The organism is Nitrospira sp., assembly GCA_024760545.1.
In the GTDB taxonomy this organism is placed as follows: Bacteria; Nitrospirota; Nitrospiria; order Nitrospirales; family Nitrospiraceae; genus Nitrospira_D.
In genome coordinates this window covers 623,096-646,239 of sequence record CP060501.1, presented here as the reverse complement: position 1 = coordinate 646,239, position 23,144 = coordinate 623,096, and the positions used below count along the sequence as shown (strand labels likewise).

Genomic DNA, 23,144 nt, shown 5'->3' with positions numbered 1-23,144 from the left:
GACTGAATGAGATCAGTTCGTCGCTGAGTCATGTTCGCGTGCATGGGCCGGGCCTGACGAGACACTGACCATTGCAGCCCTCAGAATTCTATCGTGTAACCGATAACCCTTTTGAAACTCGTCCAACACTTTATTGGCCGGCAGGTCGTCAGACGGCACGTAAGAGACTGCTTGATGTGTGCTTGGGTCGAACTCCTGGCCGGTTGTTTCTACCGCCTGTACGCCGAACTTCGCAAGGACGCCGGATAGCTGCTTGAGTGTCAGTTCCACGCCTTGGATTAATGCCGTATCGCCTCCATTTGTCCGAGACGCCTTGATTGCGCGCTCCATATTGTCGACAACCGGCAACAGCTCTTTCAAAAGCTGTTCATTCCCGAATCTAATTTGGTCACGCTGGTCGCGTTGTGTCAGGCGTTTGTAGTTTTCAAACTCGGCGGCCAGCCGGAGGTACTTATTATTAGCCGACTTGCATTCTTCAGTCTTAAGGGCCAACTCGTCCTGAAATGAGGAACTCGTCGTGTCCTTTACGGAAGAATCATCTTCTAAACCATCGATTGTATTGGCGTTTGTTTTTTCTTGGTCTTGATCGTCGTTCATTCTGATGCCTCTACAGCGCTGGAGATATCCATAGGAGTCAGGGAAGTCAACGGGTAAAAGGAAAATAAAATGATGCGGATGAGAAGAAAATCAGGTCCACTGCGTCAAACTGGCGCCCCGGGCGCGGCGATAGAGAAGTTCGAGCCCATTCAAGGTCAGGAAGGGTTCAATATGTTGGATTGACTTCGCTTCTGGAGCGATCACCGGAGCCAATCCGCCTGTGGCGATCACATACGAGGTACGTCCCATTTCTTCTTCCATCCGCCGGACTAGGGTATCTACGAGACCGGCATAACCGAATACGAGCCCCGCTTGAATGCTCCCGGCTGTATCGACGCCGATGACAGTCTTAGGCCGAGCGAGCTCGACCTTGCTCAGTTTTGCAGCCCGGGAGAAAAGGGCATCGGCGGAAATCGAGAGGCCCGGAGCGATTACGCCTCCGAGATATTCGCCGAGGTGACTGACGGCACAAAACGTCGTGGCTGTGCCGAAATCAACGATGATGAGATCACGGCGAAACTTATGATAGGCCGCGGCCGCGTTCACGATACGGTCGCTTCCGATCTCTTTCGGGTTCAAGTACTTCAGCGTCAAGCCTGTGTCCATCTCGGATGAGACAATGATCGGGGTGCAGCGAAAGGATGTTTCGACCATCGATTCGAATGTTTCCGTGAGGGCAGGTACGACGCTGGAAATGATGGCGCCGGTGATTTGCTCGGGGACACGGCCGCTTCGCGCCATGACGCTGAGGCAGAGGACGCCGTACTCATCGGCTGTGGTCTTAGGGTCGGTCGCCAATCGCCAATGGGTCAGCAGAGTCGATCCGTCAAAAATCCCCCCGACAATGTTGGTATTTCCGATGTCGATCGCCAATAGCATAGGGCCTATTCTACTCGGCATGGTGCCGCTTTCGCTACTCTCTCAGATGAAACACATCCGCTGCACGCACGTCGATGAGGGGCATAGGTTGTGACCGAGATTGAGGTGACAGGGTTCTTACTTGCAACGCGCCATCGGCAGAAATTGCTTCTGCGGTGCCGCTGATCTCTTGATCGTCCCTGAAAAGGACGCGCACCTGGCGTCCCAGTGTGGTGCAGCGAGTGGTGTAGGCCTGCCGCAGCCGGACCGGCCCATGGGATCGAAGCTCGCCAAGCCACTGTTCAAGTTCCAGCAGCAGTTGTGCGATGAGGCGATTGCGGTCGATCGGCTGCTGGGAAGCTTCGAACAATGATGCGGCAATCGGTCGCAAGGCTTCCGGAAAGGAGTCCGGCGGCGAGTTCACGTTGAGTCCGATTCCGATGATGACCACTGGCTCATTGGACAAAGGGACGATACCTTCGCAGAGAATGCCCCCGATTTTGCGTTCATGGAAGAGCAGGTCGTTGGGCCATTTCAGAGCGAGGGACACGCCGACTGCTTGTTGAATGGCTTCGGCGACGGCGAGCGCGCTGACAAGCGGCACCCAGGATAGCCATTGCGAAAGGGAGAGGTTCTGTCCCATTTGACGTACGATGACCGAACAATAGATGTTCAGTCCTGGCGGAGAAAACCAGACCCGTCCATGTCGTCCATACCCGCCGGATTGACTCTCTGCGACCACAACAGTGCCGTGCGCCGCACCGTCCTGAGCGAGAGCATAGGCCTCCTTGTTAGTCGAGGGGAGGTCTTGGTGGACATACAGGGAATGACCAAGTGACTGGGTCGCGAGGGTGCTTCGGATATCGTCAACGCTGAGCGGGGTGGAAGAAGACATTGATTAGGAGTGTCGGATTGGTGATCGTTTCGACAAGGTCAAAACCAGGCTGATTGCCGTTGCCGGGGCTGAATGGGTGAGCGCTCCGATCGAAATGCGATCGGCACCGGATGCCGCCATGGCTCGGACGTTCTTGAGGGTGATGCCGCCCGATACTTCCACAAGCGCCCGTTTTTTGATCAAAGCGACGGCACGTCTCACCATGCTTGGAGCCATATTGTCCAGCAGGATGATATCGGGTTTTCCCGCAAGTGCTTGTCGAACATCAGAGAGCGACTCCGTTTCGACGATAATCGGCAGGGCGTTTGACCGATGAGCCTGAGCTAATCGGCATGCTCGTTCAACCGGCCGTTGATTGCGCTGCAGAAGAGCGAGGTGGTTATCTTTTATGAGAATGCCGTCGCTCAATGATTGTCGGTGATTGATCCCTCCGCCGAGCGAGACGGCCCATTTCTGCAGCGCGCGCCAGCCGGGAAGGGTTTTTCTCGTATCCAAAATGCTGACGGAATAGCCGCGCACGGCTTGGCAAAACTGTTGCGTCAACGTGGCAATACCGGACAGATGTTGAAGAAAGTTCAGGGCAACCCGCTCGGCCTGGAGGATGGACCGCCCATCTCCCTCGATATGAAGGAGTGGCTCTCCATTCTTGGCCCGGTCGCCGTCACGTTTGGAAACCGACAATCGCAGGGAAGGATCGACCATCAGAAACGTCTGAACCGCCGCCGCCATCCCTGCTACAACCAGAGACTGTTGAGCAATGATTTTGGCCTGAGCCGGAACCCGCGATGAGAAGATGGCGGATGTCGTCACATCTCCATGAGCCAGATCTTCTTCGAGTCCTTGACGCACGGCACGGCGAATCTCTGCCGCAGGAAGGTGCACCATGGGTCACGGCTCCAGCATGAGACGCAATTGTTGTTCACTGCTGGTCAACATGCTGCGATCTCGGGCAAGGGCGCGTAGACGACCTTCGTGATCGGCGATCACTTCTGGAGGAGCCTTGGAGACGAAGTCGGCATTGTTCAGTTTACTTTGCAGACGCTGGGCTTCCTTGTCGGCTTCACCGACTTGTTTCACGAGGCGGTCGAGCGCTTTCTTGAGATCCACATCGCCTTCGACGGATACGCCCACGGTGATGCCGCCGGAAACGAGCCGGAGCACCTTTGACGTCGGCCATTGCAGGACGGGTGTGAGCAAGACCTGGCCGCGGCCCAGATGCGCGAGGTCTTGTTCCATCGAGGCGAGTGTCGCGAGGGCGGCGGGTTCTTCATGCGTCACAAAGAACCGCACCTCTTTGCCCGGTGGATAATTCAGGAGCACACGGGCGGTGCGCATGAGACCGATGCCCTGTTCGAGCAGACCGAAGGCGGCCTCGGCTGCTGCGTCATGTTGGGACGCTCGAGCGGACGGGTAGGGTTGCAGGACGATCGTCTCGCCGCTGTGCGGAAGAGTCTGCCAGATCTCTTCCGAGATGAACGGCATGAAGGGATGGAGCAGACGAAGCCAAATGTCGAGCGTGTCCTGCAGGGTCTGTCTGGTCACCGGACCTAGCGGATGCGCGGGATCTTGCAGGACCGGCTTTATGAGTTCGAGATACCAATCACAGTATTCGTGCCAAATGAATTGGTACAAGGCATTGGCCGCACGATCGAATCGATAGGCCTCCAGTTCGAACGTCACGGTTTGAATCGCCTGGTTGAGACGGCTGACGATCCAGCGGTCGGGAAACGGACGATCGGTCGGCGAACAGGAAGCCTTTGGGCCGTCGAGATACATGTGGGCGAACCGTGCGGCGTTCCAGATCTTATTGGCGAAATTGCGATACCCCTCGATGCGTTCTTCGGCGAGTTTGATGTCCCGGCCAGGTGAGGCCATGGAAGCCAGGGTGAATCGGAGCGCATCGGTCCCGAACTGCTCCATGACATGCAACGGATCGATGACGTTGCCTTTGGACTTGCTCATCTTCTGCCCTTCGGCGTCGCGCACCAGAGCATGAATATAGACGTCGCGGAATGGGATATCGCCCATGAACTTGAGTCCGAACATGATCATGCGGGCGACCCAGAAAAACAGAATGTCGAAACTCGTCACCAGGGTCGAGGTCGGATAATAGGCCTTGAGTTCCGGTGTCTGCTCGGGCCATCCGAGTGTGGAGAAGGGCCAAAGACCGGAAGAGAACCACGTATCCAGGACATCGGGGTCCCGGAGAAACTCCGATCCTCCGCAGGCCGGACATCGTGCCGGTGCAGACTTCGCGACGATCGGTGAGGCGCTCGGCAGAATCGTTGTGCGTGAAATGGATTGGCCTGACAGCGGAGACGGATGGGTGGTGCGGGCGATATGTTGTGCGTTGCAGGCGAGGCAGTACCAGGCTGGAATCTGATGTCCCCACCAAATCTGCCGTGAGATACACCAATCTTTGATGTCTCGCATCCAGCCAAGATAGTTGTTGATCCAGCCTTCGGGGATGATCCGAATCTTACCGGTCTCGACAGCATCGATCGCCGGGATGGCCAGCGGCTTGATCTTCACGAACCACTGCGGCGACAGATAGGGCTCCACCACTGTCTTGCAGCGGTAGCATTTTCCCACCGATAGCTTGTGGTCTTCGACTTTCGCGAGAAGCCCGCGCTCCTTGAGCAGTTCTTCGACCTTGGGACGGGCTTTAGCGACGGGGAGCCCCTGAAGGATCTCGATGACGGCGCGGTCGACGCCGGCCTTTTGCATTCCGGAGGCATCGAGCAACGCCTGATGATCGAGGATTGGAAGCCGCGGCAGGTGATGGCGTTCGCCGGCTTCATAGTCGTTGAAGTCGTGAGCCGGCGTAATTTTCACGGCGCCCGTGCCGAACTCGCGGTCAACGAGGATGGCATCACCGACGACCGGAATCGTCCTGCCGGTAAGCGGCAGGTGGATCTGTCTACCGATCAGGTGATTGTAGCGGTCGTCTTCAGGATGGACGGCGACGGCCGTGTCGCCAAGCAGGGTTTCCGGGCGTGTGGTGGCGACGGTCAGTCGGGTGCCGGGGTCGTCGGCGAGCGGATATTCGATCAAATAGAGTCTGCCCTTGACGTCCTCATGCTCGACCTCAATATCCGAGAGCGCGGTCAGGCAGCGGGGGCACCAGTTGATGAGGCGCTCGCCGCGATAGATCAAGCCATCCTCGTAAAGACGCACAAAGACTTCGAGGACCGCCTTTGAGAGCCCCTCGTCCATCGTGAAGCGCTGACGAGCCCAATCGCAGGATTCGCCGAGTCGTTTCTGTTGTCTGACAATGGTGTCGCCGGAAGTGGCCTTCCATTGCCAAACCCGTTCGATAAAGCGGTCCCGTCCCAGGGCCTCTCGAGACAGCCCTTCGGCTGCGAGCTGTTTTTCCACGACATTTTGGGTTGCAATCCCGGCGTGATCGGTTCCGGGAAGCCAGAGGGTGTTCCGTCCCTGCATACGCCGCCATCTGATCAGAATATCTTGCAGCGAATGATTGAGCGCGTGACCGACATGGAGTGATCCGGTGACGTTGGGTGGAGGAATCACGATGCAATATGGCTGCCCCGGTTGTTCCAACGCAGCGTGGAAGTATCCGTGTGTGAGCCACTCCTGAGACCAGCGGTCTTCAACGGCTTTTGGGTCGTATATTTTGTCGAGTTGGCGCGTTGTCATCGTTCCATCGGAGTCCAAACGTCAGCGCGGCATCTTAGCATGTCTATCTCACACAGAAAATGGCGTGAGTCTCAGCTTGTGACCTTGTGAGGCATGTGCTATACAGTCGCCCGCAAATTGGTATTAACCTATCCGTAGGGAGGATCATGCCACGAGGTCGAGAGAAGGATCGAAAAACAAGAAAGAAACATCGGAAGAATGTCACGCGGATGAAAGCCCTGGCCAAAGCTCGGCGAGGAAAGCGGGGCAAGAAAGCTAGCGCTTAGACGGGTGTGAGGGTTCTTCGGTATCGATCAGACGCTTGAGTTCCGCCTTGATGTGCTGCTCGGCGACGTCAGGCACGATTCGCTGAACGGCCCGCTCGACAGATTGGTCGGCGGCGGCTCGCACCAAGTCGTCGGCCAGCAATGGGACCTGTTTCTCCACTGCCTGTCGTAGCTCATCCTTGACGAGCTGATTGATCGTTCCCATCTGTTCCTGCACAGCGGCGGGCAAGTGCAGACGGACACCCGACTCGACCCCTTCTCGAACCAGCCGATCGACACTTTCTCCGATGGAAGGTTTGGCCACATCGGAGACGGCTTGCCGAATGATCGGTTCGCTGGCCGCAAGTTCTTTTCTAATGAGCGAGGGCAATACCTGAGAGACGAGAGGTTGAATAATCGTCGTGAGGTATTCCTGAGAAATAATGTTTCCGAGCTGAGCCTGCAATTCTCTCTGTACGATAGGCCGAACATGGGTTGCGAGTTTCTCGTCGATCATTTTGGGCAGCAGATCGGCAAGCGTCTGCTCGCTCCGTTTGGTCATCGATTGCACGAGCTGATCGAAGAAACCCTTCATCGCGTCTTCCGGCCCGGCATGGGAGGCCGGTGCTGCCATTGATGCCAGCGGTGAGGCGGCCCGCTCGTTCAGAACAGGTTCTTCCTGCCCGTCGTCACCCGTCAAGTTGTCGCTCGCGACCTCATCATCGATGTCGGTTGAGGTTGACGTCGGCGGCCAGGCCCGCCGTGTGAGCCCTTTGCCGTTAGAGGCACCCACCGGTTTTTGCTGAAGAGATTTGAGGACTTCCAGCAGGTCGTCGGATTGAAAAGGTTTCTTGAGAAATGCCTTGACCCCTAAGGTACGGAGATGATTTTCGTCAGGACGATCCGCCGGGTTAATCAACGACACAAGGAACGTTTCGGTGAGATTGTCGAGCTTATTGATCTCTTTGCAGAATCCCGAAAAGGTCATGTTGTCGAGGTGGTAGTCGGCGATGATAAGTATAGGGCTGCTTCGCCGAGCCGCTTCGAGGGCAGCCGGTCCGTCCTGAAACCCAACGACTTCAAACCCTTCCGGGGCAGAAATCTGTTCCACCATTCGTCTGACCGCGGGGCTGCTGTCGACAACGAAGATCGGCGAAGGCATGACACATTCCCCCTACTTTTTTAGTTTCTTCGAAGCTAGCAAGGGGGGTATTCTTTGTCAAGAAAACGCTCGATATGTAATTGTATTCACGATGTATTTCAGGACGAAAGAGGGTGCTGGCTGAGATCATGGTGGACTGACTGTGAGCCGTTCGATACGAGTTGTATTTTTTGATGCCGCCGACACACTGTTTCATGTGCGTGGGTCTGTCGCGGAGATCTATCTTCGACATGCCGTCCAATTTGGGTTTCGTCAGAAAGCAGAGTCTCCGGCAGCGATCACACAGGCGTTTCGCCGAGCATTCCGCGAAGCCCCACCGCCGGTATTCGCCGCCACTGACCCGGCGCAAATCAAGCACAGTGAACGGCTTTGGTGGTTCGATGTCGTTCATAACGTCTTTTATCGTGTCGGGATGTTCGAACGTTTCGACGAGTTCTTCGATCAGGTCTTTCGCGCGTTTGAAGATCACCGATCCTGGTGCTTGTTTCCGGAAACACCTTCCGCCCTGGCGAAGCTCAAAGCGCTGGATCTGGAGATCGGAATCATCTCGAATTTTGATTCGCGTCTATTTGCCGTGATGCGCGGACTGGGGATTGCCGAGGCGTTCGACACAGTGACGATCTCAAGCCTGACTCATGCGGCAAAACCGGCTCCTCGGATCTTTCATGTCGCGTTGGAGAAACACGCAGTCGATCCCGAGGAAGCTCTGCATGTCGGGGACAGTCTGAAAGACGATGTGGAGGGTGCGCGAAAAGCAGGCCTTCATGCCGTCCTATTGGATCGTGAAAGAAGGCAGGAGCAATCAGGTGTTCAGACCATCGCGAGCCTGGACGAATTATTTCCACTCTTACAGCGGCTCGAGCAATAACGGTACGATCTCTTTTGCGCGGCCTTGCAGCGACAGATCGACCAGCGCTGATTGTGGCGTGGAATCGAGATTGATTTCGGCGACGAACGCGCCGGCCTGTTTCGCGATCGATGCGAATCCCGCTGCTGGATAGACGACCCCCGACGTCCCAATGACGAGCAGAACATCGCAGTTTCGGAGCACCGTAGAGCAGTGCTCGATGTCCTCGGCAAGCAGGGATTCGCCGAACCAGACGATGTGTGGGCGGAGCAACGACCCGCAACGCCGACACGTAGGCAAGATGGCAATGGGCACGTCGTGGTTGTTGTCCACCGTGCCACAATCAGTGCAGCGAACTTTCCAGATGTTGCCATGAATCTCGGTGAGTTTCTGTGAGCCTGCGTCGCGATGCAACCCATCCACGTTCTGAGTGATCAGCCAAAAGTCCGCGCAGCGCCGCTCGAGTTCAACCACAGCGTTGTGAGCCGCATTCGGCAGTTTTGCGGCGATCAGTTCGCGTCGCCAGTTGTACCACTCCCAGACGAGTCGGGGATCACGCTCAAAAGCTTCCGGTGTTGCGAGGTCCTCGGCTCGAAAGTTGCGCCACAAGCCGTCCGTGCCGCGAAAGGTCGGCACACCGCTATCAGCGGAAATGCCCGCGCCGGTCAACACAGTAATCGATCCGGCGGAGGAAAGCTTTTCCTTCAAGAGTGTGAGATTCGATCCACCAGACATGTCTGTAAACGGAGGGATAAGGTTACTGTGTCGCTGTGGAGCGGCATGCTATAGTACGCCCGCTTGATATGCAATGGAATGAGGATCGCCAATGAAACAGATCTTGATCGTCGGAGCCGGGTCCGTGGGAGGGTTCTTTGGAGCCCACTTGGCCAAGAACAATCCAGATGTCGCATTCCTTCTCCGGCCAAAAACGCTCGCAGCCGTCCGCCAAAACGGATTGACGATTCGGAGCACGAACGCATCGTTCACGGTCCGACCGACGGCGGCGTCGGATGTGCGGGAGCTGCCGCGTCCCGATCTCATCATCCTCGGCGTCAAAGCGTACGATCTTGATGAAGTCATGGGGCAACTTGAGCCTGCGCTCACCGAACACACGGTGATTCTCACCTTGCAGAACGGTGTCGATACCGAAGACCGGCTCATTGCTCGAATCAATCGTGATGGCGTCGTCGGGGGAGTGGCCTATATCTATTCGAAGATTTCTGCGCCTGGGGTCATTGATCACTATAAGAAAGGGGCGGTGGCCATCGGCGAACTGATGGGATATGAGAGCGGTCGGCTTCTCAAAATCCGCGATCTCTTTGCCTCAGCCGGCATTCCCTGTCAGTTGTCGAAGGATATTCGGCGCGCCAAATGGGAGAAGATGTGCTGGAATTGCGTGTTCAATCCCATGACTGTGCTGATGAACGACAGAGTGGCCAAAGCGCTTGACCATTCCGAGATGATGGGCGTGATCCGGCAGATCGTCGGAGAAGTAGCGGCCGTTGCGGCGACGCTCAAAGTGCCCCTGCCCTCGGATATGGCCGAACGGGTCGTGAAGGCATCACAGGAAATTCGCGACATCCATACCTCCATGTATGACGATTGGAAAGCGGGGCGACCGACGGAGATTGAGTATTTGAACGGGTTTATCGTGGAGCAAGGGCGCAAGCTCGGCATTCCGGTTCCTGTGAATGAGGCCCTCACGGCAATGATCCAGGCAATGACCGACAAGGAGCGGACCGGTAGCGGCATCGTGACCATCGATGGGGCTGTTGTGCAGCCGCTATCCTTCGATCATGCGACGATGGCTTCATTATCGGCTGAGCATCACGTGGATATTTCGACGGTCATGCCGGGTATGAAGGGTCGGGGGATCCGTTTGAGCGGGCTGCTCGATATTCCGGCCTTGTCCATCGGGGCAGATCACGTGGCGTTTCATGCAGCGGACGGGAAGTACTCGGCCTGTCTCACACTACAACAGGCAAAGGAGTACGGGGTGTTGGTGTATGAACTCGATGGGGCAGCTTTACCGGAAGCCAAGGGCGGCCCATTTCGGCTCGTGACACCGGGGCTTGGCGATCTCTGCGCCAATGTCAAAGGCGTGGCCCGAATTGAAATCACCAAGGGACCTGGGCGCGACACAAGGCAAACAACTTGCCCACCGGCTACACAGCCTGACTGAAGACGGCAAGCGAATCTTCATGATTGCCGACGCACAGACCTGTACGTTTTAAAGTGGGGATGGATTGGCTGACATCACGTTTCACTATTCTGTGTTGGTAAAAAGAGCGATCACAGGCATCATTCTCGGCGCGATCGCCGGAGCGATCCAAGTTTGGTTTTTCAAGCGTGACCTCATGCATCTTTGGGCCGCGATTGCCGCTGGGGCGGTGTATATGACCACTTGGGTAGTGTTCACGGATTGGCTCAGACTTGCTGGCGGCAAGATTCTTCTAGGAGGAGTGGCAGGTCTCATCGCTGCCATTCTTTGGTGGTCTATTGCCATTCATGCGGAAGACGCATTCATTCAGGCGGCGGTGGCCGGTCTCTGTTTTGGTGCGGCCTATGCTTGGTCTGATCGACGAATGACCTGAATTGTTTCACCAGAGATTCAGGGACACTCTTCTCTTTGTTGGTGGGCCGATAAAGACAACTTGGGAGAATGGTATACGCGGTATATCGCATTGAGCATAGCAAGTCATGCCGTCACCTTGCGTCCATCTAGAAGTCGCGGTATAGTGAAATTGTGATGTTCAAAGCTATGAATACTGGGAATCCAATGAAAGCTGCGCATCGGATGATGGGTTCGGCATGCGTGATCCTCTTTCTGTGTGTCTGTGTGTTGGCCCAGATGCTCGGGATGCCGGTCACGTTATTCAGCCTGATGGCATCATCGTCCGACGTATTTCTGGAGTCCGTATCTGAAGATTTTTCTTTTCCGCCGACAGTGCCCAGACCCAGAGCGGCACACGCACGGAGTCTACATACTGATGTACAAGCCTCGATCTATTTACCTGTCTTTGTGACGTCGGTCTTTCACCCTCCCCAAGCGTAGCACCCGTTCGAACTGACTTCGCGCGTCCTGTTCGCCGCCTCATCGCTGAGGATGACTGTGCGGAAGGTGGCGCGCCGGATTCCTGGAACATTCTGAACGGACCCGGTTGATGCGTGTTACGACGCGCTCAATTCTGGAAAGGAAGGGAAACATGACACTGATTACGATGTCTACAAAAGGATTGTTGTCCATCGCGGCGGCGATCGGGTTGCTTGCCGCATCAACCGCATTTGCGAACGGTGATCTCATGACCGACCAAGGTAAAAACGGCGTGGTCATGGAGGTGTCAGGCGATCAGAGAATTGTGGAGATCGAGGAAGCAGATTCATCATCGGCCTGTCTAGCGGGTTCAATGGTAACAGGCGATCAGAGGAGGCCGGATTGGCACATGGCAGGGCTAGATGGAATTCCGAAAGAAATGGACAAATGCTCTGCACATGATTACATGATGCCGATGAACCGTTGACCTTTCAGGAGATACGGGGGAGAAGCGCCTTTTCCTCCGTATCTCCTCTGAATAGACAGCAAATTGTTCCAATGAGACAGATAGGCTTACATACATTTCATTCCGCTTACGCTGGGTCCGGATTGGTCTGTTTGGTCTTAGTTCTGTGTGTCTGTGTGGTCACGCAGATGCTTGGAATGCCAGTCACGCTCCTGGGTCTGCTCGATTCTCCAGACACTTTAATGGAGTCTGTATCTGAAGATCCTTCTATTCTTCCGTCGTTGCCTAGGCCGGTGAGACCCAGTCTCCTGCACCTGCTTTCCGAATTCCGTCACATACTTCAACTTCCGATTTTGCTGACCTCCGTGTTTCGTCCTCCCGCTATCTAGCCAATCTTCTTGGCGTCATTGCATCAAGAGAGATGCCGCTTGAGGCCCGTGTGGGGCCGCCAAGCAATGCTGAGTCTGATTGCTGCATGCGACGCGAAGCGCCTCAAAGCCATCTTCACGCGTGCGTCAAATAGGGAGGGAGTTGTATGAACAGCCGAAGTTTTCGTCATGGTCTCATGTTGGCCAGCTTTCTTTTTCTGGGCGGGCTCGCATCCGGTTGCACGACGGTCGTCGCGCCTTTATCGGATTCAGCCACTGTATCGACGGATGGGAGCCACGGATTGTTGTTCGGACACACGCGACTGACGTGGTTCGGAACCGGCCGGACGGAAGGAATCCAGCCACCGCAGGGTATGAGATGGACGTTGGAGGAAGAAACAAGGGGAAAACACGTCGTGGTCGCCGATCTTCCTACGGATGGCCCATTTGTGCTGAAGCTGCCGGCCGGCTCATATCGCGTCAAAGGTATCAGCTTCGACAGCCTAATAGGGATATGGCACGCAGCACTCCCCACCACATTTCACATCCAGCCACGAGGATGTACATCGCTGGGGATATGGGAGCTCCAGAGAGAGACAAGATTTTCCACGGGATGGATAACGGGACAAGTCCTTGAGGATCTCGAACTCACGCAGGATGAACTACAGCAGGCTCTTGCTGCGAGAGACTGTCCTTCGTTGGGCGTTCTTTTTGACGCGTCTATGAGAAGCAAATTAGCCTTTCAAAATAGGGGTTCAGGACTGAACTATTCTGACTGATGTTCACAGCAGAGCATGTTATCGCGCAACGATATTTGCCAGGGGGTGGATGTCATAGATCCACCCCCATTCCCAGAAGTCAAAGGAGGGTTATCATGAGTTATTCAATTCTTCGTCAGGGCGTCCTGGCAAGTGTCCTTCTCCTATCTACGGGATTTTTATTCGGTTGTACCACCGTTATCAAACCCGTCCCGCCTTCGGAGATTTCGATAGCGGAAGAGAATCAGGGATTATTATTCGGCACGATTCATCTGACTCGGAATGGAAAAGACCAGTCAACCGGGCTGAAGTGGCCGGGAATTATGAAATGGTGGGTTGAAGATGAGACGCACGGAAAGCGCTTTCTGATTTCCCATATTCCTATCGACGGTCAATTCGTGATGAAGCTTCCAACTGGTTCTTACCGTGTCACTGACATCAGCTTCGAGAGCCTCCGCGGCATATGGCACGTCTTGCTTCCGACGACCTTTACCATTAGCTCGCGAGAATGTACTTCTCTAGGGACATGGGAGCTTGAGATGCACACTGGATTCTTTTCGGGCTGGATCACACGGCACGTGTCTAATGAACAACAGGTCGATCCGGAGCATTTTGGAAATATACTCCAAGCAAAGGGCTGCCCGACTCTGGTTGCTCCACTTGAATCGCCTGTGAAGCGATTGGTGAAGTTGCATTTCCACACGAGAGGGTCCAGCCGATTCTGATGATCGCTGGAGAATCATTCGCAAAGGGCCGACTCAGATACATGTCGAGCCGGCTCTCATATTGGCAACGGTAGAGTTGCAAGTCGAATCCGGTGAAGGGAAGAGACCATCCCATGTCAGCAATGAACGGCATATCGTTGAGTACTCTCGCAGCTGACGCCAAAGCGGGCCTCGTTGTGTTTTTTGTGGCATTGCCCTTATGCCTGGGGATTGCGCTCGCTTCCGGCGCGCCGCTGGTGTCCGGGTTATTGGCCGGGATTATCGGCGGCATCGTGGTGGGAATGTTCAGCGGATCGCACACCAGCGTCAGCGGACCGGCCGCTGGTCTGACGGCAATCGTCGCCGCCCAAATCCTATCACTTGGGTCATTTTCCGTTTTTCTCATGGCTGTGATTTTTGCTGGGTTTCTTCAAGTCGTCCTGGGTGCGGCCAAGGGAGGATTCATCGCCGCGTTCGTTCCGTCCAGCGTGATCAAAGGGTTGCTAGCCGCGATCGGTGTGATCATTGTCTTGAAGCAAATTCCGCATCTCGTCGGCCATGATCCAAACCCTGAAGGAGAAATGGCCTTTTTCCAACCGAATCTCGAAACGACGTTTTCTGAGATTTTTCGTATGTTCGGTGATTTTCAGCTGGGCTCCGCCATGATAGGGCTGGGATCCATTGCGCTGCTCGTGCTTTGGGACAAGTGGAAGCCGCTGAAGAAGTCATTAGTTCCCCCTCCCGTCGCGGTGGTCCTCTTCGGGATCGGAGTGGCGTGGTGGTTTGAGCAACTCGGCGATCCCTGGCTCATCAAGGCGAGTCATTTGGTTCAAGTACCGATGGCGAGCGACTTGGGCGAACTCTTCGGGCTCCTTCCGCGGCCGGACTTCTCGCAGTGGGCGAATCCTGCAATCTATACTGCGGGTATTACCCTTGCCGTCGTGGCCTCTCTTGAAACCTTGCTGAATCTGCAGGCAGTCGATCGACTGGACTCGCAGCAACGGACCTCACCGCCGAGCCAGGAACTAGTGGCTCAAGGCATCGGAAATATGGCTTGCGGACTGGTCGGCGGACTTCCGGTCACGTCCGTGGTCATCCGCGGATCCGTCAACGTCAACGCCGGTGGAAAAACAAAACTGTCCGCGCTTCTTCACGGCATGTTGTTGTTGATCAGCGTTCCCCTCATACCCACATGGTTGAATGCTATTCCGTTATCTTGTCTGGCGGCCATCTTGCTGATGACCGGCATTAAACTGGCCAGCCCTGCTTTGATCAAGCAAATGTGGAACGATGGCCGTTACCAATTCATTCCGTTCGCGATCACGGTGGCGGCTATTGTGTTCACCGACCTCTTGATTGGTATCGTGATCGGACTCGTCGTGGCGATCGGCTTCATCCTGAACAGCAATATGCGCCGGCCGGTACACCGCTTTGTGGAGAAGCATCTAGGTGGTGATGTGGTGCACATCAAATTGGCCGACCAGGTGAGCTTCTTGAATCGTGCCGCCCTGTCGAAAGTGTTGGATGAAGTGCCCCGCAACGGCCGTGTTCTCCTGGACGCACGGAGCACCGACTACATCGATCCGGACATATTGGACTTGATCCGGGATTTCAAAGAACAAACGGGGCCTGTTCACGGTGTCGAAGTCAGTCTTGTCGGATTTCGGAATGAGTACAACTTTGAGGACCAGATTCAGTATGTGGATTATTCAACCCGCGGACTCCAAGACACCATCACGCCGCTCCAGGTTCTGCAAATTCTAAAAGACGGCCATGAACGAGCCCGTACCGGGCGGCGTCTGACGCGAGATTTCAACCGGCAAGTCCGGGCGCCGGCCGAGGCGCAGCATCCGTTAGCCGTTGTCCTCAGCTGCATCGATTCTCCGACGCCTGCAGAGCGAGTGTTTGACTTGGGTATGGGCGATATCTTCAGTGTCCGCATCGCCGGCAACATTTCAAGCCGAACGGTGATTGCCAGTGCGGAATACGGCTGCGCAGTAGCCGGAGCGAAACTCATTCTTGTCATGGGGCATACACGGTGCGGTGCGGTCACGGAGGCCGTCAAGCTCCTCGGTTCCCCGCAAACGGCGACCGAAGCGATCGGGTGCGAGCACTTCGATTACATCGTCAGCAATCTTCAGCAAGCGGCCGACCAAGCGACCGGATCAGCTGAGCCGGGGCGATCCATCGACGAAACAGTCGCGTTCGTCGATGTCGTTGCCAGCCGGAATGTTGCGCGAGTCGTTGAACAACTGCGGGAGAGAAGTGAAACGATCGACGGTCTTATGAGTAAGAAACGGCTCGCGATCGTTGGCGCGATGTACGACGTTGTCACGGGAGGAGTCGAGTTCTTGCCCGATGAGGTGTGTGAGAGCGAAGAACACGGACTACCGATGTCGCATCGAGTCGTGGACGATCGTCGCTGACGTGCGTTCTACGCGGGATCAACGGTGAGAAAGCGAGCGCGTATCTGCGCGCGAGTTACGGTAGTAACGGAGATTGGCATTTCTGACCATTGTGATGATGACTTATCGCGACCGGTTGGCGATAAGAATGAGGCTCGATCATGGAAAAGCTTGTCAAAGGCTTCTTGAAGTTTCGTAGTGAAGTGTTCGGGAATAAGAAAGCACTGTTCACGCGTCTGTCTCAAAGTCAGGCTCCTCGAGCACTCTTCATTACCTGTTCCGACTCGCGAGTCGACCCCACACTTCTGACACAGGCCGACCCGGGTGAGTTGTTTATTTTGAGAAATGCCGGGAACCTTGTGCCCCCGTATGGGTCGATGCAGGGCGGTACGACTGCGACAATCGAATACGCGATGGCGGTTTTGAAGGTGCCGCACATCATTGTCTGTGGCCATACGGATTGCGGTGTTATGAAGGCTCTGTTGCGTCCGGATGACGTACAGAACTTACCGGCGGTCAAAGAATGGATGGGGCAGGCCGAGACCACCAGACGATTGATGCAGGAGATGTATGCAGATATCGACGGCGACAATCGTCTCATCAAGACGACCCAGGAGAACGTCCACGCCCAACTGGAACACCTTCGCACACATCCGTCGGTAGCCCTTCAACTACGTAGAGGCCAAGTGGATCTTCATGGGTGGGTGTATTCCATTTCAACCGGGGATATATGGGTCTATGACTTTCAATCGCAGGAGTTTGACTCGCTGTACGAAAAGGCCGCACCTCGCGAGGCCTTTGCCGATAGTCTTGATACGCCATGCGGTAAGAGATGATCTAACGAGTCGTCGCATCATCCCTTACCGAATCACTTGAATTTTCCGCCAGCGTTCCGATCGATATCGCCAGAGCAACAATCCCATCCGCACGGTCCAGTCCGCAATCATCGCCACCCAGATATAAAGGACCGACTGACGCATCCAGAGGGCGGCGATTAGCGCCAACGGCACCCGGACGCCCCACATGCCAATCACAGTGGCGCCCATGATAAACCGGGTGTCGCCTGCGCCGCGCAACGATCCGGCCAAGACCATGGTGAGCGCCAGCGGCACTTGTAATAACGCGACGATCTTCAAAAACATGGTCCCAAGCTCGATCACCGCCTCATCGGTCGTGAACGCACGAAGCAGCGCATAAGGAAAAAAGAAGAAAATGATCCCCATGCAGGCCATCAGGACAATGGCGATCCGATTAGCCTCCCAGTTCTCCAGCTTGGCCCTGGCGTACTTCCCCGCTCCGATGCTTTGCCCCACCATCGTCGCGGCAGCGATGGCGAGTCCGTACCCGGGCAAAAATGAGAGTGATTCAATCGACAAGCCGACTTGGTGGGCGGCATAGGCGACGGTGCCGTACAACAAGACCAGCTTGGTGTAGATGAAAATTCCCGCTTGTTGGACGATCCGTTCACCGGAGACCGACGCTCCGACATTCCAGATCGATCGGATCAGGTCGAGACGGAGTGTGGAAGATGATTTCAAGATGGGGCGGCACCGTAACAACAGGTAGAGGGTACCTGTCGCTTCCGCGAGGCCGACCGCGATGGCTGCACCCTTGAGGCCCAGGGAGGGAATTCCCCATCGTCCATAAATGAGTGGATAGGCGACAATGACATGGAGAATGTTGACACCGATCATCGCGAACATCGGGGTGCGCGTATCGCCCGTGCCCTGGAGAATTGATGACAAGACTTGTATGAGGACGGTGCACGGGATCACAAGAAAGATGAGTGTGGAATAGGGGAGGGCCAGCTCGATGACGGCCGGCTCCGCACCCAGTTGTTGCATCACGAATCCGTTGCCGGCCATCCCAAGGCCCGCCAGAACCAGCGACACGCCAAACGAAAGCCAGAGAAAATGCCGCGCAGCCTCTCCCGCATCCTGCCGGCGTCTGGCTCCCCACAGCTGCGCGACGATGACATTCGTGCCGACCGAAATTCCGGAGATCAGGGTCGTCGCGACAAACGCAAGAAGCTGGCCTAACCCAACCGCTGCGATCGAAGTTGCGCCAAGACCGCCGACCAAGAATACTGCTACAATGCCTTCGGCCCGTTGTAGGAGACTGCTGACGGTGACGGGGAATGCCAGGACCATTACGGATCGTCGGATCTGGGTGACACTTTTGGCCATGGGACGTTATCCTAACAGAATTCTTCAACTCACCTTTTGAGAATTCATTGATCCTACTGTGAACGGCATGATGATGGCCGATTCTCGCAACGGATTCTCCGGCGCTTCCACACCTCCTCGCTTGTCGAAATCAAAATTTCTTTCAGGTTTGCAATGTCACAAGCGGGTATACCTGGAAATTCATCATCCTGAATTGGCGACGCCGCCGGATGCGTCGACCCAAGCGATCCTGGATATGGGGACCGAAATCGGCATCCTCGCACAAGCGCGTTTTCACGGCGGCGTACTGGTGAAGGCGGGATACCGTCAGCGGCAAACGGCAATCGCAGAGACCGCAGCCCTGCTTCAAGATCCTTCCGTCACGGCCATCTTTGAAGGAGCGTTCGAATATGACGGGGTGGTTGTACGGGTCGATGTTTTAGAGCGGATTCCAACGGATGAGCAGGTCTCGCCATCCTGGCGTTTGATTGAAGTGAAGTCATCGACAAGAGTGAAGGAGGTCCACCTCGACGACCTATCCGTTCAAAGCTATGTTGTACAAGGCGCCGGAGTGAGGCTCGAGGCCGTAGGCCTCATGCATATCGATACACGATACCTCTACAAAGGCGGAGAGATTGATCTGCGGGCGCTGTTTTCGATTGAAGATGTATCGGAAGCCATGACACATCGGCGAGGACAGGTTCCGGAGAAGTTGGCTGCTATGAAAGCCGTCTTGTCGGCGCCGCAGGCACCGGTGATCGAGCCGGCTCAGCATTGTCACACTCCCTATGACTGTCCCTTCTGGTCTCATTGCACGCGAGAGAAACCGCCGCGCTGGATCCATTACTTGCCGGGGAAAAAGGAGATTGTGAGCCAGCTCGTGCAACAGGGCATCACGACAATCGACGAAATTCCGGATGGAATAAAACTGTCGGATGCCCAACGAAGAGTCAAAGACAATGTCGAATGGATCTCATTGAACTTGCGACAGACCCTGCGTTCAGTGAGGTATCCTGTGCATCACGTGGATATTGAGACCGTCATGTTGGCGGCACCACGGTTTCCTTCGACCCGGCCGTATCAGCCTATTCCTGTTCAATGGTCCAATCACATCGAGCTGGAATCCGGCGAAGTGTCGCACCAGGAGTTTCTTCACATCGAGGCGTCGGAGCCTCGCAGGCGTTGGGCTGAAGCGTTGATCGAATCGCTGGGCGATAAAGGCAGTATCGTCGTGTACTCAGCTTATGAGGAAGCCGTCATACGCCAACTTGTGGAGACCTTTCCTGAGTTCAAGTCGGCGTTCAACGCGATTGTGAAGCGGCTCTGGGACCTGCTTCCCGTCATCAAAAGTCACTATTATCATCCCGCCTTCAACGGATCGTACTCGATTAAATCTGTGTTGCCGGCGGTCGTGCCATCCCTGGGATATGACGACCTCGCGATTCGAGAAGGAGGGCAGGCAGCCGCTCAATACTACCAGATGGTGTTTCTGGAAACCGACTGGGTGGAACGGGCTGCGATCCAGGACGCTCTGTTACGGTACTGCGCGAGAGATACATTGGCGATGGTGGAATTGCGGAGAGTACTGGACCAGAAGGCCAATGGTGTGATCTCGCCACAAGGCCTCACGACGAAATAACTCGTCTTGAGACCTCATGGCGGACAATGTGGGAATTCGAAGTCGCGTTCGCTGGTTGCTCACGCTCCTACTGAGGGGGCCAGCCCCCTCGTATGCTCCCCACGCGGGGGAACCCGACACTGAAGGTGTTTATCCGCCGGCGTTATGAAGAAAGGCTGCGCCTGGTGAGCCGGCGGTATACACGAAGTGTGGTATGGCGGAGAGGGTGGGATTCGAACCCACGGTCGAGTTACCCCGACAGCAGTTTTCGAGACTGCCCGATTCGGCCGCTCTCGCACCTCTCCGGTATGGTAGATCGTCGGCGTGTTTGATTATCGAGCAGGTGAGGACAACATGCTCGATGGGCGTGCCGAGCTTACCTTGGCCGATAAGGTTTTGCAATGGCTTCAACTGGAGAAGGAAACGAAAATTCAGTCAGCTCAGCCTTCTCTAGCCCTTGTTTGACCAAGGCCACGACATCCAGCATGCGCTCAATTTTTCGCACATCGTCGATACGAGTTTTGGTGCTCGGGTGGGGAGGCACAAATAGTTTGCAGCAGTCCTGGTCTTGTTCGATTGAGGTTTCGTACGTGCCGATACGTTTTGCCTCATCGACGATTTCGCGCTTATCCATTCCGATGAGCGGGCGGAGAATCGGCAATTCCGCTGCGTCTTCAATAGCACAGAGGTTCTGAGGTGTTTGCGAGGCCACCTGGCCCAGACTATCGCCCGTCACCAGCGCCCAACAATGCTCCCTCCTCGCCAGTTCCTCGGCGATTCGAACCATCATCCGCCGGTACAGCACCACACGGAATGGGGCGGGTGTGTTGACGACAATCTCACGCTGGATCTCTCCGAAAGGTATCACATAGAGGCGGGAATCATATTGATACGTCGTCAGGGTTTGTACGAGATCACGAACCTTGTCCTCAGAGGCTCGACTGACTAAGGGGCGGCCGGAAAAGTGCACGAAGACGGCGACACAGCCGCGTTTCACCATGCGATAGACAGCCACCGGTGAATCGATACCTCCCGAAGTAAGGCACGCCACGTTCCCGCTGACTCCCACCGGCATCCCTCCAGGTCCTTCGATCTTTTCGGCAGAGCAAAATGCGTCTCTTGAGAGGAGCTCGACATACATCGTCAAATCAGGGTTCTTCAAACTGACTTTCTTGCCGGTTCTGTCGCAGACCGCAGCACCAAGCGCTTTTTCAATGTCCATTGACGTCAAGGTCAGGCGTTTGTCGGCCCGTCGGGCTGTGATCCTGAAGGTGGAAAAAGATCGTGCGTCGCTCTCTTCGACGGCGGCTGTAGCGAGAGACTCTAAGTCAGGATTGGATAACTGAAGTGGAATGACACGGCCGAGCGAAAAATTTGCGATCCCACACACCCGCTTCAGCCGGTCACGAACCACCTCGAGGTTCGCTTCCGGCGGGAGCCAAATCCGTATACGACTGTGGAGGTTCTCGACCCGCCGGATTCTTGTGTCCTTGAGGGAAGTGCGAATATTGCGAATGAGGCATCGCTCGAAGTAGTCACGATTGTGACCTTTAAGAGCTAGCTCATGATAATGGACAATGGCACATCTCATATCGTTCGTCGTGGGCCGTTCGTGGAGCGTGAAAGGCAGGAAAGAGTGGTCTTGCGCATCATCGTTGCCAGCGAGAGACGATTCACGAATAACGATTCACGCGCTGAGCGATTCCAAGAAACGTTCAGCGTCGATGGCAGCCATGCAGCCGGTACCGGCCGCCGTCACGGCTTGACGATAATGGGCGTCCTGTACGTCTCCAGCAGCAAACACACCGGGAATGCTTGTCGCCGTGCCGTGACTCGTGATGAGATAGCCGGTGTCAGTCATCTTCAGCTGATCAATGAAAAGAGCTGTATTGGGGCGATGGCCGATCGCCAAAAAGAGGCCTGCTGAGGGCAGGTCCCAAACCTTTCCCGTGACAATATTCTTGACCCGAACGCCGGTGACGCTGTTTTGCCCGAGCACCTCTTCGACAACGCTGTTCCAGACAAATGCAATCTTCTCATTCTTCATAGCCCGGTCTTGCAAGATCTTGGACGCGCGCAGCTTGTCCCGACGATGAACGACTGATACCTTGGCGGCGAACTTGGTGAGAAACATCGCTTCTTCCATCGCGCTGTCTCCACCACCCACGACGACGAGTTCCTTACCTTTAAAGAAAAACCCATCGCACGTTGCGCAGCTCGAAACCCCATGCCCCCACAAACGTTTTTCGTTGAGGAGGCCCAGCGTGATTGGAGACGCACCGGTTGCAACGATCAAGGTCTTCGTTTCCACGGTATCTTCACCGTCCACCGTCACTGTAAACGGTCGAGTTTTGACGTCTACTGCGGTGACGTCGCCTGTTCGAAAAACCGTGCCGAACCGCTCCGCCTGGGCCCGCATCTCCTTCATCAATTCCGGACCCATGATGCCTTTTGCAAAGCCGGGATAGTTTTCAACTTCGGTGGTGGTCGTGAGTTGGCCACCCGCCTGCCATCCTTCGATGAGCAGAGGAGCGAGATTTGCGCGGGCGGCATAAACGGCTGCCGTCAGCCCGGCGGGACCAGAGCCAATGATCACGAGGTTGCGCATGGTCGCCGTAGACTGTAACACAGCCTGGGAAGTAGAGGATAGAATGTGGTCCGGGGGTGCGGAGGACAACTCTCAACCATTGAGGGCAGCCACATCGAGGGGGCTATTTTGGAGAGGCTATGGAGTGCGACGGAGATTTGAAGTGCATAAAAAGTCGGGCGACATCTTGAGCAAGGTTTGAACGCGTCTTTGTTCCGTCGAGCACATAGTCTGCACGGCGCCGTTTCATCGCGAGCGGCATCTGGCTATGGATTCGGCGGAGAGCCTCGGCGCCGGTGAGGCCATTACGCTTCTTGAGGCGCGCTAATTGAGTTTTCTGATCGGCGGAGACGACGATAATCGTATCGACGCGTGTGTGGATGCCGGCTTCGAAGAGCAAGGGAACATCGTACACCACGACAGCATCCGGGTCTCGCTGAGCTGCTTGCTTTGTCAGCCTGGCCTGCTCGCGCGCGACGCGAGGATGGATGATTCGCTCGAGTTGCCTGAGTTTCGTCTTGTCATGAAACACGGTCTGGCCTAATCTCTGCCGATTGATCGTTCCGTCAGAGTTCAGGATGGATTTTCCAAATCGGCGAACGATGTCTCGCCAGGCCGGCTGGCCGGGCTGGACGACCTTTCGAGCCAATTCGTCGGCATCGATCACGACGGCGCCGCACGCCTGAAACATGTTCGCGACGGTACTTTTCCCGGCGGCGAGGCCTCCCGTGAGTCCAACCAGAATCATGGCCGCGCAGCTTATCATGCGTCGCAT

At 55.7% G+C, this 23,144-nt stretch carries 20 protein-coding genes and 1 tRNA gene; 9 read left to right on the top strand and 12 right to left on the bottom strand.

The features are described from left to right. Window positions 1-12: 12 nt before the first annotated feature. From grpE to H8K03_03050, 6 genes are all read right to left on the bottom strand, one after another. Complete coding sequence (gene grpE / locus H8K03_03075) at window positions 13-597, bottom strand: nucleotide exchange factor GrpE (GenBank protein ID UVT20914.1); 585 nt, start codon at window positions 595-597, stop codon at window positions 13-15. 90 nt (window positions 598-687) lie between these two features. Further along, window positions 688-1,476: a type III pantothenate kinase gene (locus tag H8K03_03070; protein ID UVT22363.1), complete on the bottom strand. Its 789-nt coding sequence runs from the start codon at window positions 1,474-1,476 to the stop codon at window positions 688-690. 34 nt (window positions 1,477-1,510) lie between these two features. Continuing rightward, a complete protein-coding gene (locus tag H8K03_03065) occupies window positions 1,511-2,350 on the bottom strand; it encodes a biotin--[acetyl-CoA-carboxylase] ligase (protein UVT20913.1) in 840 nt (279 codons plus the stop codon). Between the two features lie 3 nt (window positions 2,351-2,353). Further along, window positions 2,354-3,232, bottom strand: a complete 879-nt coding sequence (gene nadC / locus H8K03_03060; GenBank protein ID UVT22362.1) for a carboxylating nicotinate-nucleotide diphosphorylase — start codon at window positions 3,230-3,232, stop codon at window positions 2,354-2,356. 6 nt (window positions 3,233-3,238) lie between these two features. Continuing rightward, window positions 3,239-6,010, bottom strand: coding sequence for a valine--tRNA ligase (locus tag H8K03_03055; GenBank protein ID UVT20912.1), 2,772 nt, complete (start codon window positions 6,008-6,010; stop codon window positions 3,239-3,241). Between the two features lie 255 nt (window positions 6,011-6,265). Continuing rightward, entirely contained in the window at window positions 6,266-7,417 is a 1,152-nt protein-coding gene (locus H8K03_03050; GenBank protein UVT20911.1) for a response regulator, read from the bottom strand. Window positions 7,418-7,559: 142 nt separating this feature from the next. Here H8K03_03050 and H8K03_03045 point away from each other — a divergent pair, with 142 nt between their 5' ends. Then, complete coding sequence (locus tag H8K03_03045; GenBank protein ID UVT20910.1) at window positions 7,560-8,285, top strand: HAD-IA family hydrolase; 726 nt, start codon at window positions 7,560-7,562, stop codon at window positions 8,283-8,285. Here H8K03_03045 and H8K03_03040 read toward each other — a convergent pair. Next, window positions 8,265-8,999 carry an NAD-dependent deacylase gene (locus tag H8K03_03040; protein ID UVT20909.1) on the bottom strand — a complete coding sequence of 245 codons (735 nt, stop codon included), beginning with the start codon at window positions 8,997-8,999 and terminating at the stop codon, window positions 8,265-8,267. The genes H8K03_03045 and H8K03_03040 overlap by 21 nt on opposite strands. Before the next feature lie 91 nt (window positions 9,000-9,090). Here H8K03_03040 and H8K03_03035 point away from each other — a divergent pair, with 91 nt between their 5' ends. The 7 genes from H8K03_03035 to H8K03_03005 all read left to right on the top strand — a co-directional run bounded on the left by H8K03_03035 (window position 9,091) and on the right by H8K03_03005 (window position 16,835). After that, window positions 9,091-10,446, top strand: coding sequence for a 2-dehydropantoate 2-reductase (locus H8K03_03035; GenBank protein ID UVT20908.1), 1,356 nt, complete (start codon window positions 9,091-9,093; stop codon window positions 10,444-10,446). A 64-nt stretch (window positions 10,447-10,510) separates the two neighbouring features. Further along, a complete protein-coding gene (locus tag H8K03_03030) occupies window positions 10,511-10,858 on the top strand; it encodes a hypothetical protein (GenBank protein ID UVT20907.1) in 348 nt (115 codons plus the stop codon). Between the two features lie 612 nt (window positions 10,859-11,470). Then, window positions 11,471-11,785 carry a hypothetical protein gene (locus H8K03_03025; protein UVT20906.1) on the top strand — a complete coding sequence of 105 codons (315 nt, stop codon included), beginning with the start codon at window positions 11,471-11,473 and terminating at the stop codon, window positions 11,783-11,785. A 514-nt stretch (window positions 11,786-12,299) separates the two neighbouring features. Beyond that, entirely contained in the window at window positions 12,300-12,911 is a 612-nt protein-coding gene (locus H8K03_03020) for a hypothetical protein (GenBank protein UVT20905.1), read from the top strand. A 95-nt stretch (window positions 12,912-13,006) separates the two neighbouring features. Beyond that, window positions 13,007-13,615, top strand: coding sequence for a hypothetical protein (locus tag H8K03_03015; GenBank protein UVT20904.1), 609 nt, complete (start codon window positions 13,007-13,009; stop codon window positions 13,613-13,615). Between the two features lie 113 nt (window positions 13,616-13,728). Beyond that, on the top strand, window positions 13,729-16,020 hold the full coding sequence (locus tag H8K03_03010) for a bifunctional SulP family inorganic anion transporter/carbonic anhydrase (GenBank protein UVT20903.1): 2,292 nt from the start codon (window positions 13,729-13,731) through the stop codon (window positions 16,018-16,020). Window positions 16,021-16,160: 140 nt separating this feature from the next. Beyond that, on the top strand, window positions 16,161-16,835 hold the full coding sequence (locus H8K03_03005) for a carbonic anhydrase (GenBank protein ID UVT20902.1): 675 nt from the start codon (window positions 16,161-16,163) through the stop codon (window positions 16,833-16,835). A gap of 24 nt (window positions 16,836-16,859) precedes the next feature. Here H8K03_03005 and H8K03_03000 read toward each other — a convergent pair whose 3' ends face one another. After that, window positions 16,860-18,185 (bottom strand): MATE family efflux transporter, encoded by a 1,326-nt coding sequence (locus H8K03_03000; GenBank protein UVT20901.1) that lies wholly within the window; start codon window positions 18,183-18,185, stop codon window positions 16,860-16,862. A gap of 67 nt (window positions 18,186-18,252) precedes the next feature. On the opposite strand from H8K03_03000, the gene H8K03_02995 reads away from it, so the two are divergent. Then, on the top strand, window positions 18,253-19,803 hold the full coding sequence (locus H8K03_02995) for a DUF2779 domain-containing protein (GenBank protein UVT20900.1): 1,551 nt from the start codon (window positions 18,253-18,255) through the stop codon (window positions 19,801-19,803). A gap of 194 nt (window positions 19,804-19,997) precedes the next feature. Here the strand turns inward: H8K03_02995 and H8K03_02990 are convergent. The 4 genes from H8K03_02990 to H8K03_02975 form a co-directional block, all read right to left on the bottom strand. After that, window positions 19,998-20,087, bottom strand: a tRNA-Ser gene (locus H8K03_02990). Between the two features lie 71 nt (window positions 20,088-20,158). Then, the gene (gene thiI, locus H8K03_02985; protein UVT20899.1) at window positions 20,159-21,373 is read right to left on the bottom strand and encodes a tRNA 4-thiouridine(8) synthase ThiI; all 1,215 of its coding nucleotides are present in this window, start codon (window positions 21,371-21,373) and stop codon (window positions 20,159-20,161) included. Window positions 21,374-21,469: 96 nt separating this feature from the next. Beyond that, a complete protein-coding gene (trxB, locus tag H8K03_02980; protein ID UVT20898.1) occupies window positions 21,470-22,390 on the bottom strand; it encodes a thioredoxin-disulfide reductase in 921 nt (306 codons plus the stop codon). Window positions 22,391-22,493: 103 nt separating this feature from the next. Next, the gene (locus tag H8K03_02975; GenBank protein UVT22361.1) at window positions 22,494-23,117 is read right to left on the bottom strand and encodes a dephospho-CoA kinase; all 624 of its coding nucleotides are present in this window, start codon (window positions 23,115-23,117) and stop codon (window positions 22,494-22,496) included. Between the last annotated feature and the right edge of the window lie 27 nt (window positions 23,118-23,144).

Coding starts and splice junctions, on each gene's coding strand:
- thiI (UVT20899.1), bottom strand. CDS start 21,373: ATGAGATGTGCCATTGTCCATTATCATGAGCTAGCTCTTAAAGGTCAC.
- H8K03_03040 (UVT20909.1), bottom strand. CDS start 8,999: ATGTCTGGTGGATCGAATCTCACACTCTTGAAGGAAAAGCTTTCCTCC.
- H8K03_03020 (UVT20905.1), top strand. CDS start 12,300: ATGAACAGCCGAAGTTTTCGTCATGGTCTCATGTTGGCCAGCTTTCTT.
- grpE (UVT20914.1), bottom strand. CDS start 597: ATGAACGACGATCAAGACCAAGAAAAAACAAACGCCAATACAATCGAT.
- H8K03_03000 (UVT20901.1), bottom strand. CDS start 18,185: ATGGCCAAAAGTGTCACCCAGATCCGACGATCCGTAATGGTCCTGGCA.
- trxB (UVT20898.1), bottom strand. CDS start 22,390: ATGCGCAACCTCGTGATCATTGGCTCTGGTCCCGCCGGGCTGACGGCA.
- H8K03_03055 (UVT20912.1), bottom strand. CDS start 6,010: ATGACAACGCGCCAACTCGACAAAATATACGACCCAAAAGCCGTTGAA.
- H8K03_03065 (UVT20913.1), bottom strand. CDS start 2,350: ATGTCTTCTTCCACCCCGCTCAGCGTTGACGATATCCGAAGCACCCTC.
- H8K03_03025 (UVT20906.1), top strand. CDS start 11,471: ATGACACTGATTACGATGTCTACAAAAGGATTGTTGTCCATCGCGGCG.
- H8K03_03070 (UVT22363.1), bottom strand. CDS start 1,476: ATGCTATTGGCGATCGACATCGGAAATACCAACATTGTCGGGGGGATT.
- H8K03_03050 (UVT20911.1), bottom strand. CDS start 7,417: ATGCCTTCGCCGATCTTCGTTGTCGACAGCAGCCCCGCGGTCAGACGA.
- H8K03_02995 (UVT20900.1), top strand. CDS start 18,253: ATGATGATGGCCGATTCTCGCAACGGATTCTCCGGCGCTTCCACACCT.
- H8K03_03005 (UVT20902.1), top strand. CDS start 16,161: ATGGAAAAGCTTGTCAAAGGCTTCTTGAAGTTTCGTAGTGAAGTGTTC.
- H8K03_03010 (UVT20903.1), top strand. CDS start 13,729: ATGTCAGCAATGAACGGCATATCGTTGAGTACTCTCGCAGCTGACGCC.
- H8K03_03015 (UVT20904.1), top strand. CDS start 13,007: ATGAGTTATTCAATTCTTCGTCAGGGCGTCCTGGCAAGTGTCCTTCTC.
- H8K03_03035 (UVT20908.1), top strand. CDS start 9,091: ATGAAACAGATCTTGATCGTCGGAGCCGGGTCCGTGGGAGGGTTCTTT.
- H8K03_02975 (UVT22361.1), bottom strand. CDS start 23,117: ATGATTCTGGTTGGACTCACGGGAGGCCTCGCCGCCGGGAAAAGTACC.